This is a genomic window from Candidatus Phycorickettsia trachydisci (genome assembly GCF_003015145.1).
GTDB lineage: Bacteria > Pseudomonadota > Alphaproteobacteria > Rickettsiales > Rickettsiaceae > Phycorickettsia > Phycorickettsia trachydisci.
On the sequence record NZ_CP027845.1, the window covers coordinates 928,453 to 942,739 of the forward strand.

The window sequence follows — 14,287 nt, forward strand, 5'->3', positions numbered from 1 at the left end:
CTAGCATCAGAATGTATTTTAATGAATTAAAAAGGAATTTTGATTATTACAAAGCTTTAGCAAAATTATTTTTTATCACCTGCTTATCATGCGCAGTATTCATGTCTGTAAGCATCATTCTTAATGATAAAAGTTCCAGCCTAAACCTTTCTGATCAAACGACTACAGAAGAAAACCTTGATGACGACATCGAACAACAGCCTGATCAAACAGCACACCTGGATATAGTTGTAAATCAGGATATGCTTCTTAGCGCTTTATTAAAAAGCAAAAGTATTAATCCAAAAGAAGTTACAATACTAGAACAAGAACTCAAAAAACGTAAGATTCCTCAGAAAGTTTACAAAGGAGATAAACTGAAAATTACTCTCAAAAATACTGACCAAGAAGATATGTTTAATATCTGGCAATTAGGTTTGTATAGCTTCAAAAATTCCTTACAGCTTGATGCATTTAAAAAAGATGATAATTTTATTATCCAAAACCAATCTATCGAGCTCATGAAAAGCTTTGTCAAAATCAGCTCCCCTATTAACTCTTCGCTTTTTGATACTTTAAAGAAATTAAACATCCCTCTTAATTCAATTAATGAGCTTATTAAATCCTACAGTCATCAAATTGATTTTCAAAGACAGGTGAAAGCAAATGATAAAATTGAGCTGATTGTCGAAAAATATGCAGAAGTGGAAGGAAATTTGTTTTACTATGGACATATCGCTTTTTCGAAGCTTTCTTTAGGCAAAAATACATATCCTCTCTACAGGTATTCTTGGGGCAATAATCAAACCGAATACTTTTCAAAGGATGGCCATACCTATAAGAAAAATTTACTTAAAAATCCAATTCAAGCCACTCGTATTTCAAGCCACTTCGGAAGCCGTAAACATCCTATTTTAGGGTATACTAGAATGCATAAAGGTGTTGATTTTGCAGCACCAAGAGGAACCCCGATATATGCAGCAGGTGATGGCGTTATAACAGGAATGGGACGCAAAGGAGGATACGGTAATTTTGTGCAAATTAAACATCACAGTAGTTTAAGTACTTTTTATGCTCATATTTCCAAATTTCATCCAAGCATTAAACCAGGCACAAGGATAAAACAAGGAAAAGTTATAGCATATGTAGGAGCGACCGGTACTGCATCAGGACCTCACTTACATTACGAAGTCCATATCAATGGCAGAGCAGTTAACCCATTATCTATAAAAACTAGCACAGCCAATTTACTCTCTCCTCTTGAAGTGAAAAAGTTTAGAAAATATAGAGATTATTTACACGAAGTAAGCAAGGTCTTAGATACAAAAGATACCTACGTATTGGGCAAAACTGCATCATCATCTAATGGTTAAGATTGGCCTTCATGGAGCAAGTGGCAAAGTTTGTAAGGAAATTTTAAAGCAAGCAGAGAGCAACCAAGATATCACTATTACGTACGCATATTCAAGAAGTACAAATAGCAACTTAGATGATTTGTTTAGCTTAAGTGACGTAGTAATAGATTTTTCTAATCATCAAGCTATTATTCCTTTACTAAAAGCAGCAGCCCATCATAAAAAACCTTTACTCATAGGTACAACTGGCTTAAGTGAAGATTTATTTAATGAAATCAAGCAAACAAGTAAGCTGATACCAATTTTTTACTCAGCAAATATGAGCCCCGGGGTTTTTGCCCTTAGCCAGTTACTTAAAAGCGCTTGTAAAATGTTAGAATCTAGCTACGATATAAGTATTGTAGAAACTCATCATAAACACAAGCAAGATGCCCCTTCCGGCACCGCCTTGATGCTTGAAAAAAACATTAAAAGCGTTAATCCCAATCAGAATGTCGATATATCATCTATTAGGGAAGGAGAAGAACTAGGCACTCATGAAATAACTTTCTCAAATAAGTTAGAAACCATTTCCCTCAAACATCAAACTACTTCCAGGGCCTTGTTTGCCATAGAGGCTATCAATATTGCTAAATGGCTTTCTTCTATGCCGCAAGGGTTTTACGGAATGACAGATTATTTAAAATAAGTAGAATTTCTATACTCTGTAATATTTTTTTGTTATTATTGGTTAATAAAATCAAAGAAAGAATTCTAATATATGGAAGAATGGAGAAAGGAAAGTATTGAACATTTAGACAACAAAACAAAAGCTTTATTTGAAGCTGTTTATGACAACAACCTAATAAAAGTAGAAGAATTAATTGCAGATGGAGTTGATGTGAGTGCTAGAGATGAAAGGCTACAAACTCCCTTACATTGGGCTGCAGAGAAAGGTCATATATGTATCGTTAAAGAGCTTTTAGCTAAAGACGTTGATGTTAATACTTCCTCTAAATATCATGGGACAGCTTTACATAGCGCCCTTTCGTCTGACAATCCCAACCTAGAAGTAATGGAAACTCTTATTAGAGCTGGGGCTGATGTAAATTTACCAGAACCAACAGGTTATAGACCTTTACATTATGCCATTTGTGTACAAGATACAAATGCTGTAAACATCCTTATCAAGGCTGGAGCTGACACAAATGTAAAACAAAAGCACGGTAAAACACCGTTACATTTAGCTGTCACAAAAGATAATTTAGAAATAATAAATATTCTCATAAAAGGTGGAGCCGATATTGAATCTCATGATAAAAATGGGGATACACCTTTAAAAACAGCTATTGGAGATCGTAAACCCAAAATAGAAATAGTCGCAGCTCTGATTAAAGCTGGAGCCAACGTAAATGCAAAAGATAAATATGACAGTACTCCCTTACACACGGCTGCATGGTATAATTATTCAACAGTGGTGATACCAATTCTTATTAAGACTGGAGCTGACATAAATGCTCAAACTCAATCGGGTGAAACTCCTTTACATACGATTGTTCGCTCTAAAAATCCCACAATAGATACAATAAAGGCTTTGATTCAGTATGGAAGTAACGTAAATGCGAAAGATAATGATGGAAAGACCCCTTTGCATTTAGCTGCCAGTTCTAAAAACTTAACAATAGAAATGATAGGAACACTGATTGGGTCTGGATCTGACATCAACAGTCGCGCTAAATACGACCAGACCCCTCTACATACGGCTGCAGATGTCGGTAATCACCAAGCAATCGATATTCTTATTAAGGCTGGTGCCGACATAAACTCCCTAAATAAATTTAAACGAACTCCTTTGTTTGAGGCCGTTGATAGTTTTAAGCCAGAATTAGAAGTAATAAAGTATCTTATCAAGCTAGGAGCTAACGTAAATACTGAAGACAGACACAATACAACAATCTTAGATAAAGCTATCTCTATAGATCGAAAAGACATCATATCAGTCTTATTAAGTCATGCTGCTTCTATTGATTGGGGAAAAGAAGAACAAAGAAATTATTTTTTAAACTCTACGTTGTTTGTATTGGAACAAGGCAATCCTTATCAAAAAATAAAAGCTTGGCTCAATATTTTTAACACTTTTAGCGAAGTTTCAGACGATCCACAGTATACTCAATTGTCTCAGAAAATTATAAAAAATTTAGCAGTAGCTTGGGATAGTATAGATTTAGATGAACTAAAAATAACTTTTGCTGGTAAAAAAATTGGAGATATTTCGAAAGTCATCGCAGATTTATATAACGTGATCGAATTTTGTGATGATAATAAAGATAAATACAGAGAATCTAATCCTGAACTTTATGAATCATTACAAAAAATAATCCCTGGGTTGGAAGAATCAGTCGATGTATTCAAAAGTCATAAAACTGATTTAATATTAGAACATATTGGGTCTGAAATTACACTTTCTGAGTTTAAAGGCAGGATCAAATTTTGTATATCTCAATGCAATAGTTTTAAGGATACAAACTTTTTAAAAGACTTTCTAACTGATTACTTGGATCAAGATCACGAATTCATAAATGAAATACCTATATATCAGCATCTTATGCATCTAAATGGCACCTTAGAGGATCATGCATAAGCTTACATCAGCTCTATAGGCTTAACTCCTCCAAAATTTGAGATTAGTTGACTATAGCAAGGTTACCACAGTCATGAGGATGTCGTATAATATATACGGGATACTACATTCTTTTACTCTCAGCGTTATAATTCTTAGAACCTCAAACCCAAGACCGTTGTACATGATAACTCAAAAAAACATATAATCGTAAAAATTTCTGATCCAGAACTATAATTAGCTTTGAAACAAAATTATCAAACTTTTATCGCAAATAGAAATAGATTCAAATTGTTATAGCCAAACTATAACCATGGAATGTGCACAGAGGGGATGGGAAAATGCTGTAAAAGAATTGATTTAAAAAAGCAAATCTTAATGCACAAAACTCGAACAATAAAACAGCTTTACATGAAATAGCAACTAGGGTCGATTCACAAGCTTTCTGGGACAAAACACCTTTAATACTCTCTGTGGATATAGGCGCGATGAGGAAATGACAGAATCATTACTCTTAGCAAAAATAAATCATAATTTACAAGACCAAAAAGGCTTAACAACTTTAACAAATGCCATATAATAAAGAATCCTACCGTTTGCAGAGGGTTTCTTTACTTACTTTTAGATGTTGGAAGTACCAAAAATATGCTAACCCCTTTACGCTTGACCATAAGGACCAGGTTCTTTCTAGCTTTAGCTTTGTTGTATAAATCTTCAAGGATTTTGATATTATGCACTTCTTCTTGATTGACTCCAAGTACCACATCTCCTTGCTTAAGAGAACGCCAAATACTGTCTTTTGATATCTTGGAAACTATTACGCCCTTTTTACCCACGTCAGCAAACACAACGCCATTGATCTCTAGTTCAACTGGGCTAATTTTGTTTGCTTCTTTATTTTGAGTAGGCTCATCTGCTTCAATTTTACAAGTTAAATCAACCTGTTTTCCTTTTCTTAGGACAGAAATTTTTGTGATACTACCTATTGGAGTATCAGCAACTAACACCTGAAGCTCACGTGGAGTAGTAACGGGTTTTGAGTTGAATTGTATTATAATATCACCAGGCTTTAGTCCAGCTTTTTCACCAGCACCTCCATGTTGCACAGAGTTGACTACAACACCTTTTTGATCCTTTTTTAAACCTAAGGCTTCCACCATATCTGGAGTAACAGGTGAAATATGTATATTGAGAATTCCTCTTGCAACTTTACCAAAAGATTTTATTTGCTCTGTTACCTTTTTGACTGTCTGAGATGGTATCGCAAAACCAATACCAGCGCTCGATCCAGAAGGAGAATATATGGAACTTGTCACACCAATTACTTCACCCTTCAAATTAAACATCGGACCACCAGAATTACCGCGATTTATTGATGCATCAGTTTGGATGTAGTTGTTAACTATGCTGGCATCTTCTATATCTCTTGCCTTTGAAGATATAATTCCTTTGGTTACCGTATGATTAAATCCAAAAGGGTTACCTATGGCAATTACCCAATCACCCACTCTATTTTTATCATCATCTCCTAAAACGGCAAATGGTAGATCTTTACCAGCGTTAACCTTTAATAAAGCAAGGTCAGTTTTTACATCACTACCAACCAACTTTGCTTCTAGCTCTGTTCCATCAGAGAGCTTTACTTTAATTTTATCAGCCTTATCTACAACGTGATGATTTGTTACAATATACCCTTGTTTATCTATAATAAAACCCGAACCCAAAGACACCGCTTGAGGATTAGAGTAAACATCATCAAAATTAAAAGGCATATCAAAATAACGAAACAACTCCTTAAACTCATCAAAATGTTGATTTGTTCCATGATTTTTAACAGACTGCTCTGTATAAATATTTACAACCGTTGGAATTAGAGGCTCAACTATGTCTGCAAAAGTTGCAGGTTCTATGATTTTAGGCTCTCCTGCAACTGATAAATTAACCAATAACAGAAATAAAAAACTTAAAGTTCTCATTTTATTTCCCTATATTTAAGTATTTAAATAATTCACTTTGAGCAGATAAAATTAGCTTTGTATCTTCGCTCTTAATAATATGCTGATAGGCATCTAATGACCTGTAAAAGTTGTAAAACTCAGGATCTTTAGAATAAGCTTCATTATAAACTTTAGCAGCTATTGTATCACCTTCAGCTTTAATTGCCTCGGATTCAGCAAATGCCTTTGATGTTATAATTTTACTCTCTTTATCAGCAATAGATCTAATTTTTGCAGCCTCTTCTGACCCTTCAGCGCGTATTTGCTTTGCTTCCTTTTCCCGATCTGTTTGCATTCTGCTATAAATCGCAGCACCATTTTCTTTAGGTAAATCAGCCCTCAATATTCTCACATCAATAACGACAACGCCAAATAAATCAGACTCTTCATTCACTAGACTCTTAATTTCAGCCATAGCATCATTTCTAGCCTTAGTTAGTAATGAACTCAAGGAAACCCGACCTATAACTTTCCTCATAGAAGATTCTAAAATTTTATTCAAGCGCAATCTAAATCCATAGTAATCATGAACGGTTTTGTAAAATTTTACAGGATCTTTAATCTGAAACCTTGCAAAAGCATCTACTATAACTCTCTTACCATCAGAAGCCGTCAGCTCCTTTGCCTCAGCTTCAACACTTAAAATACGCTTATCGAAATATTCAATCTTCTGAATAAAGGGTATTTTAAACTTTAAACCTGGATCTTGATCCACCTTAATCGCTTCACCAAACTGAAACAAAACCCCATGTTGGACTTGATTTACAACGTATAAGCAATCAAATAAAACAAGTATTCCCAAAAATAATATTACTAGATGTAACGCCGAAAAATTTGTTCTCATAATTCCTTACTGTGTTAATTGCATATGCGGCAAGATGACTCCATCTCCAACAATAGTTTTTTGCGTACCGCTCATTACTTCCGTTATAGTATCCAAAGTTAGCCTACTTTTCGTAACTTGTTTATTTTGCATATAAGCTTCAAAGATAGCATTAAACCTTTTAACATCGCCTTGAGCTGTTGCTATCACCTCCTCCTTATAGCCTTCAGCTTGTTGCAACATCTCGGCAGCTCGACCACGTGCTTTAGGTATTAAATCGTTACGATATGCCTGAGCTTGGTTAATCTCCCTTTCTTTATCAGCTCTTGAGGTTTGCACATCTCTATACGCAGATATTACTTCATCAGGTGGCTCAACTTTTAAAAGTTGGACTTGTTCAATCTTAATACCAATATCATATCTATCAAGTATTGTCTGAATTAAAGAATGAATTTTATCTGCAATAGCCTGCTTCTGATTAGACAAAGCATCTGCAATAGGGGTACAACCTATTACCTCTCTCAAAACACTTTGAGCAACAGCCTTTACCGTTTCTTGAGGCAAGGATACACTAAACATATATTTAGGTAAATTATCTATATGCCACATTACATCACAGTTGAGCTTCAAAATGTTCTCATCACCGGTAAGCATTATACTTTCAGAAGCAACATCTCTACTATTATCACTCATCACACTCTCATTAGACCTATAACCTATTTCAATGCGCCTAGACATATTGACTTTTTCTATATATAACTCTTCAATTGGCTTAGGTAAGCGGTAGTTTAGTCCCGGATATGCTTGTCTGACAAATTTCCCAAAACGCAGTACAACAGCCTCTTCTCCTTCTTTCACTTCATAAATACCAGATAAAAGCCATAAGGCTACAAAAATTAAAATTATATAGAAGATTTTATTTTTAAACTCAAAATTAGGAGCTTGTTGAGTTTTAAAGTTTTGAAAAAAATTATTTGAGTTATCACGGTCATCGCCGCTATCCCATGGAGATCTGAAAGCAAAAATCTTCATCTTATCTATACAATATATACTAACTTAAATATTCTAACATACCAAATAATACACCCTGAATCTTGTAATTTCAATAACCAACTATGATAAAGGTAAACAATTAAATCATATAACAATTATTTTTATTTTATTTTTAACATTATAAAGAAGATATTACTAGCGTATATATTATCATTAAAAATATATAATGAATATTCCATTTTTTCGAACCCAAAATGAAAAAAAGTAAAGTTATACAAGCTTCCAAATTTCTCGTATCGGTTTCTCGTGGTGATATCAAAGCTATTTCTTCATGCTTAAAGCAAGATGTAAATATTCATGAAAGCGTTGATGGGTATCAATGCCTGCATTATGCACTAGCTAAGAATAATGTAAATACAACAGATGTAGTTCAAATACTACTTCAAGCAAAAGCTAACATCAATGCAACAGATAAAAAGGGTCAAACTCCCTTAATCCACGCCGTTAAAAGAGATAATTTACTTATTTCGCAAATTCTACTAAATAACAACGCTGATATATCTGTACAAGATCTACAAGGTAGAGATGCTCTAAGACACGCTATAATTAACAACGCATCTTCCGATTTAGTTAGGCTGCTAATTAATAATGGAGCAGATATTAACTCTTCGGATTCCAAAGGTATTACCCCACTAATACTAGCGACCCAATACGACAATGATCAAGCCGTTGAACTACTCATTGATAGAGGAGCGGATGTTTCCGCAAAAGATCATGTTTTTCAAAGCGCTCTTTGTTACGCTGCACTCAACAATAATCTAGACATACTAAAATCACTATTAAGAGCCGATGCTTTTAGGAAAGAAAATTTTTTGAACCATGATAGATTATTTCAACTAGCTACCCACAAAGGCATATATTGTTTAGAAGAAAATCTAGAAGCATCAGAAAGAAATTTTGATAAAGTTGCTAACATTACAAATATCATGGATTATTTCATAGTATATGGAAATGGTATCAAAGTGAGTCAAAATATCTTTACATATTTGACAAACTGTCATCCTAATATGATGTATCACGTATCTATTGAAAAACCAGTGATTACGCTAGCTGCTTTAACAAATATCTTATACACTTTTTTAAACTATGTAGAAAAAGTGGAAGAAGTTGATAAATCGCATATTGATGTTTCTATCACGCTCTATAAAATTTTCAAATTCTTAAAACCTACCTACATTCCAGAAGCACTAGAGAATTTAAAAAAAAGACTTGAAGTCATAGGCAACAACTGGCACATACCATATGATCAAATGTTCAAACAGAATTTATCTAATTTAAGTCAAGATGAAAAAGGTAAAATCACATACAATCCTAATGCTACATTTGACCTGAGCACTTTAGTTCCCCATTTAAAATTAGAATTATATGCAGCATTAAAAGCCAAAAATGTATTTTACATTCTTGACGAGATTAGCCTATTAAAAAATGGTCTTAATGTCTTGAATAAAATAGAAGCTTACAAGGACGCTTTTACCAATCTACTGGACCAATTAGACCAAACAGCAGAAAAAGGCGATATACTTTTAATGCAAAAACAATTAACATATCTCATTCCTCCTCCTAAAGCTGAAATAATAGGTCATTTCAAGCTTACATCAAAAATTGACCTTAATAAGATCCAAGATCCTAAATTATTCTTTGCACATAATGAAGAAATAACAATTCTAGAATCTAAAACTCAATTTTCAAATAATGCCGTAAAATTTACTATCATTCTTAGCTTGCCACACAAAGAGTCTTACTACTTACACTATAATCAAATTTGCAGAGAAGTTTTAGATCAACTACAAAGTCTGTGCAAAATAGATTGCGCAATAGACGAAGAGGTTCATTTTCTTCCTCCTAATAATAGGTATCAATTCCCTGAAGACGTAACAAACAAAGTGCTAGGCTTCTTATCAAAACAAGAATATTTTGACGTTGCAGTTACGGGAAAACAAATTTTTCCTGATTTATGCAGTAAAATTATTGAGCAATATAATGAATTAACACTATTTAAAAACTTCCAACAAGCAGATTTAGAAGAACAAATGGAAAATCTTGATATCTCTGGAGATTTGCCAAACTATTACACCATATAACTAACTTTTATAAATTTAGGATTCTCCCTAAACAACCTTATCACATTTTAACTCCCACTCTTGATACAAGATTACAATATCATTATAATACTCATGAATTATTAATTTATGACTAATATCATGAATACTTTGCCAACAAATTCGCCAATTATAAAAGCGGCAAAAGAAGGAAATGTATCAGCTTTACAAGAACAGTTAAGGCAAAATCCTGAAGATGTAAACATTTGCGATCAAAATGGTTATGCTCTCTTACATCACGTCATGCGCCATAAAGAAAAAGCACAAGAATTAATTAACCTTTTATTAGACTTTGGGGCAAATATAGATATTACAGATCAAAAAGGTCGCACCTCTGTAGTACATGCTTTAATATACGATAATCCTTTAGCGCTTAAGACTTTAATAGCGAAAGGTGCCGATATCTTTATCCCTGACCATTTAAAAACAACGCCTATTTTTCATGCAACTATCAACCATACAACCCCTAAGATATTAAAAATTTTATTGCAAAATGGAGCGCTTAATCTAGAAAAAGATCCTAGCTGTAAAACATTACTACATGATACTTCAGTTACATTAACTAAATATCAATCACAAATGCTCCAAAATGTCTCTGAATACAATTTTCAAAACAATAAAAAGATTTTTTTACTCAGCCAAGCAGTTAACTACCTAATAGCATATGGACAACCAATTGATATGAAAGATATAAATCTGATCAGTTATCTTACCAATCATTTCAGCACGCTAGCATGTTGCCTTTCTATCGAAGAACCTTTGATCACCCTATCTACTTTATCGAAGTTGTCACTTACTTTTGCCGAATATATTCAAAATACTCAAGAATTAGATAAGAATAAGGTAGATATAGTTTTATCGCTAGACCGACTCTTTGAATTTTTACCACCTCATAACCTCCCTCCATTTGTCACAAAAGCCAAAAATGAAGTACTTAAAGAAGCCGCTAAAAAGGATTATTTTACACAGACAATAGTAAAGACAAAACAAGAGAAGATACACTTATTCCTCGATACAGATCACGAAATGGGTCTATCACAAAAATCCTTCTCCTCTCCCTTAAAATCATTACCTAGCTTTATTCAGCATAAATTAGATATTAAAGAGAATTTACCTTCTTTTCTTCAGGAAATGAAACAGCTTTATTCTGATCTTTTTAATTTAGATCATTTAGATATGTACCAGCATTCCTTTGATAATACCTTGGAAGAAATTGAACAAACAGCCAAACAACTGGAAACAGATTTAATGTCTCAAACCTATAACAAATATTTTGAAACAGAATCTTTAGAAATGAGCATATCAGGTAATGTGATAGATGATATTAAACCCGCTTAAGTATAAATTAGTATCAACTTTAAAATTGGATAACTAAATTAACATTCTTAAAGATCTTCTTCACTAATATCATTATTTGCCCCTAAAACAGACGAAGCATGTTCGTCTTTATGTGACACAGAACTGCAGTAAATAACTTGACCATATCCATGCATAGGATCAATTTTGATAGATATTTTATTTCCATTAAGGTCATTATCACAATCTGACCTAGGCTCAGTATTAAGAGAATGATTGTTAAATTTAGCGCCTCTTTTACTTTCTAAAGAAATATCTTGATTATAATCATCCAACTCACTTTTTACCGAACCACTCTCCTGAGAATTACAATCATTTTTAGAACTTGCTATGCTCCGAGGAGTACTAGACTCAACATCTTCGGAATACTTAGTTAATAGTTTTAAATTTTTCGTAGAACGAGTGTATAACACATCAGGTTCTGGACATTCATCTGAGATAACATGGTATATTTCTAAAATATCATCACTACGCAAGTAAATTCCTGCAATTTGTAGTTTTATAGCAACTACATTGGGATCTACGCCTTGAGTCTTGAGCTCTAAAACTTTTTCATACACATGTTTAATTTGACGAAGTTTTAATGGTCTTTTAGTTATGATGGGAGATTTTACGGATTGGCTATATGTAAAGTCTTGATCCAACCCTAAAATTCCTCGCAAATCGACCACTCCGCCTGGAGTATCTTTATCTTCTAAATAATCAAAGGGATATTTTTTAATTAATACTGATTTAACGTTAATTAAAGGTACAGAGCCCGTTTCATATCTTATTCCTATATTTTGAACAGGTATCAAGCTCATTAAATTTGATAATTTTTGCTTAACGCTGTAAGATAGATCAAATTGAATTTTGACTACGTCTTCAATTACAAGAGCAACAAATTTAGGGTTGTATTTGCTCCAGAACTTATTGTTCAAAGACTGAAATCCTAAATATTCTTCCGCTAACCTTCCGCTAGGATCTTCAAATTTAGCAAATCTAACAATATAAAGCGCTTTTATTACATCAATAAGGTGATGAGCCTTTTCTATTACATCTAAAGCTCCAGGTCTTCCTCTATGGAACAACAATAAATCTAGAAAAAGATCCTCTATCCTTTTTTGCATTTCTTTGGTCGGAACTAATTCTGGCTGACCATAAAGATTCAATACAAGATTTACATAACCATGAAATAGAGACTTAATCATCATACGGATCGATACATATTCAGTTGGCACATTTGGATCAGCGGATAACTTTTCAGCTATCTTAAGCCAATATTGTGCACGTAGATCTCTTTGCATTCTTTCATCCGGAAGATCAGGTTCATGTGGATCACTCCATTCAGTCAACCTGTTAAGTTTTTTTATGGCTTTAGCTAATAATTTTGCTTTTCTATAACGATTAAAACCATAATGGCCAATCATCTTAAAATCAAATTGGAAAGTCATAAATAAAACCAAATTATGTTCATAAAAATCAAAGCATTGTAAGTACTGTTAATAAAGCAATTCTTGTCGGTATTTGTGACATTGCAACGTTTTTTTCAAATCACAAAAACTCTTCACTCATATCATCGCTTGCCCCTAAGATAGATAAAGCATCAGGCTCTTTGTGGGATGCAGGACTACAGTAAATCATATGACCCACTCCATGTACAGGATCAATCTTGATAGATACACTCTTTTTAACTGGAGAATTATTGTGTTGAGTATTAGATCCATCATTAATTTCATCCGAAGCATACATTCTGGTAAAGCTTTTATTGTGAATAGGTGAATTGTTATCGCTTGAGTCGCGTTCACGTTTAAGAGAGTCATTTTTAAATCTGTGACTCTTTTTAGCATTTAAACAAATATCCTGGCCATCATCGCTTGAATAACCCTTTGGAGAATTACTTATTAAAAAATCCTCAAGATGTTTAGGAGTTACTTTATTTTTAGGACTGCTAAGACCACTGGGACTAGTAGGTTTAATATAATCAACAAGCTCTTGTGACAATCCTAAACTTTTTGTGGAGCGGCTATATAACACATCAGGTTCTGGACATTCTTCTGAAATAACATTGTATATTTCCAAAATATCATCATTACGTAAATAAATTACCTCAATTTGTAATTTTATAGCAACTACATTAGGGTCTATACCTTGTGTTTTAAACTCTAGAACCTTTTTATAAATTTCCTTAATCTGACGGAACTTGATAGGCTTTTTACTTAGAATCGGAGTTTTTATTGTCTGAGATATCTGTTTATCTATTAAATACTGACTCCCACCTAAAATGCCCCAAGCATTAATTTCTCTATCCCAACTAGAGTCATCCTTTACGTAATCAAAAGGATATCTTTTATCAAATATTTTTTTAATATTCACCTCAGGCATAAAACCTTGGTGATATTTCTCGGCTATGTTTTGGATAGGAATCAATTTTACTAAATTTACTAATCCATCTTTGGCGCTTTCAGGTACATCGAATTTAGTATTAACTATTTTGTCAATCATATTGTCAATAGCTTCAGGCTTTTCCATATTCAACCTTTTATTGTTTAACGACAGCAATTTTAAATACTCTTTTGATGACTTTTGGCTGTTATCTTCGAGATTAGCAAACCTAATGATATAAAAAGCCGATATTACGTCAATTAGCTGATGCATCCTCTCAATTGATCCTAGCGATATAGGATTTCCTGTATGCAATAACAACAAGTCTTGATAAAGATCAGCTATCCTTTTTTGCATTTCTTTAGATGGCACTAATTCTGGCTGACCATAAAGATTGAGAACAAGATTTAAATAACCCTTCTCCAAAGACTTCATCATGACGCGAACCTTCACATATTCAGTTGGTACACTTTCATCAGCGGATAACTTTTCTGCTATTTTCAGCCAGTATTGGGATTTATGAAAACATCCATCTGGTTTATTAGCCTTCTCAACAGCTTTAGCTAATAACTTAGCTTTCCTATAACGTGTGAAGCCGTATTTAGATATCAGGCCGATATCAAACCAAAAATTCATAAAAATTATATTTTTAAATACCCAAA

General features: G+C 33.4%; 10 protein-coding genes. 5 read left to right on the plus strand and 5 right to left on the minus strand.

Annotated features, from left to right (window positions below):
- Positions 1 to 11 precede the first annotated feature (11 nt).
- The 3 genes from phytr_RS04160 (at position 12) to phytr_RS04170 (ending at position 3,954) form a co-directional block, all read left to right on the plus strand.
- Positions 12 to 1,352: a M23 family metallopeptidase gene (locus tag phytr_RS04160; RefSeq protein WP_106874621.1), complete on the plus strand. Its 1,341-nt coding sequence runs from the start codon at positions 12 to 14 to the stop codon at positions 1,350 to 1,352.
- Positions 1,345 to 2,022, plus strand: coding sequence for a 4-hydroxy-tetrahydrodipicolinate reductase (locus phytr_RS04165; RefSeq protein WP_106874622.1), 678 nt, complete (start codon positions 1,345 to 1,347; stop codon positions 2,020 to 2,022). Before phytr_RS04160 ends, phytr_RS04165 begins: the two co-directional genes overlap by 8 nt.
- 72 nt (positions 2,023 to 2,094) lie before the next feature.
- Positions 2,095 to 3,954, plus strand: a complete 1,860-nt coding sequence (locus phytr_RS04170) for an ankyrin repeat domain-containing protein (RefSeq protein ID WP_106874623.1) — start codon at positions 2,095 to 2,097, stop codon at positions 3,952 to 3,954.
- A 590-nt stretch (positions 3,955 to 4,544) separates the two neighbouring features.
- Here phytr_RS04170 and phytr_RS04175 read toward each other — a convergent pair.
- The 3 genes from phytr_RS04175 to hflK are packed head-to-tail and all read right to left on the minus strand — an operon-like array spanning position 4,545 to position 7,785.
- Complete coding sequence (locus phytr_RS04175; protein ID WP_106874624.1) at positions 4,545 to 5,909, minus strand: Do family serine endopeptidase; 1,365 nt, start codon at positions 5,907 to 5,909, stop codon at positions 4,545 to 4,547.
- A 1-nt stretch (position 5,910) separates the two neighbouring features.
- The gene (hflC, locus tag phytr_RS04180; RefSeq protein WP_106874625.1) at positions 5,911 to 6,774 is read right to left on the minus strand and encodes a protease modulator HflC; all 864 of its coding nucleotides are present in this window, start codon (positions 6,772 to 6,774) and stop codon (positions 5,911 to 5,913) included.
- 6 nt (positions 6,775 to 6,780) lie between these two features.
- Positions 6,781 to 7,785, minus strand: coding sequence for an FtsH protease activity modulator HflK (gene hflK / locus phytr_RS04185; RefSeq protein ID WP_106874626.1), 1,005 nt, complete (start codon positions 7,783 to 7,785; stop codon positions 6,781 to 6,783).
- Between the two features lie 215 nt (positions 7,786 to 8,000).
- On the opposite strand from hflK, the gene phytr_RS04190 reads away from it, so the two are divergent.
- A complete protein-coding gene (locus phytr_RS04190; RefSeq protein ID WP_106874627.1) occupies positions 8,001 to 9,887 on the plus strand; it encodes an ankyrin repeat domain-containing protein in 1,887 nt (628 codons plus the stop codon).
- 108 nt (positions 9,888 to 9,995) lie between these two features.
- Positions 9,996 to 11,243 carry an ankyrin repeat domain-containing protein gene (locus tag phytr_RS04195; protein ID WP_158706859.1) on the plus strand — a complete coding sequence of 416 codons (1,248 nt, stop codon included), beginning with the start codon at positions 9,996 to 9,998 and terminating at the stop codon, positions 11,241 to 11,243.
- 47 nt (positions 11,244 to 11,290) lie between these two features.
- On the opposite strand, the gene phytr_RS04200 is transcribed toward phytr_RS04195, so the two are convergent.
- Entirely contained in the window at positions 11,291 to 12,694 is a 1,404-nt protein-coding gene (locus phytr_RS04200) for a hypothetical protein (RefSeq protein WP_106874629.1), read from the minus strand.
- Positions 12,695 to 12,794: 100 nt separating this feature from the next.
- Positions 12,795 to 14,261 (minus strand): hypothetical protein, encoded by a 1,467-nt coding sequence (locus tag phytr_RS04205; RefSeq protein WP_106874630.1) that lies wholly within the window; start codon positions 14,259 to 14,261, stop codon positions 12,795 to 12,797.
- Positions 14,262 to 14,287: the final 26 nt, after the last annotated feature.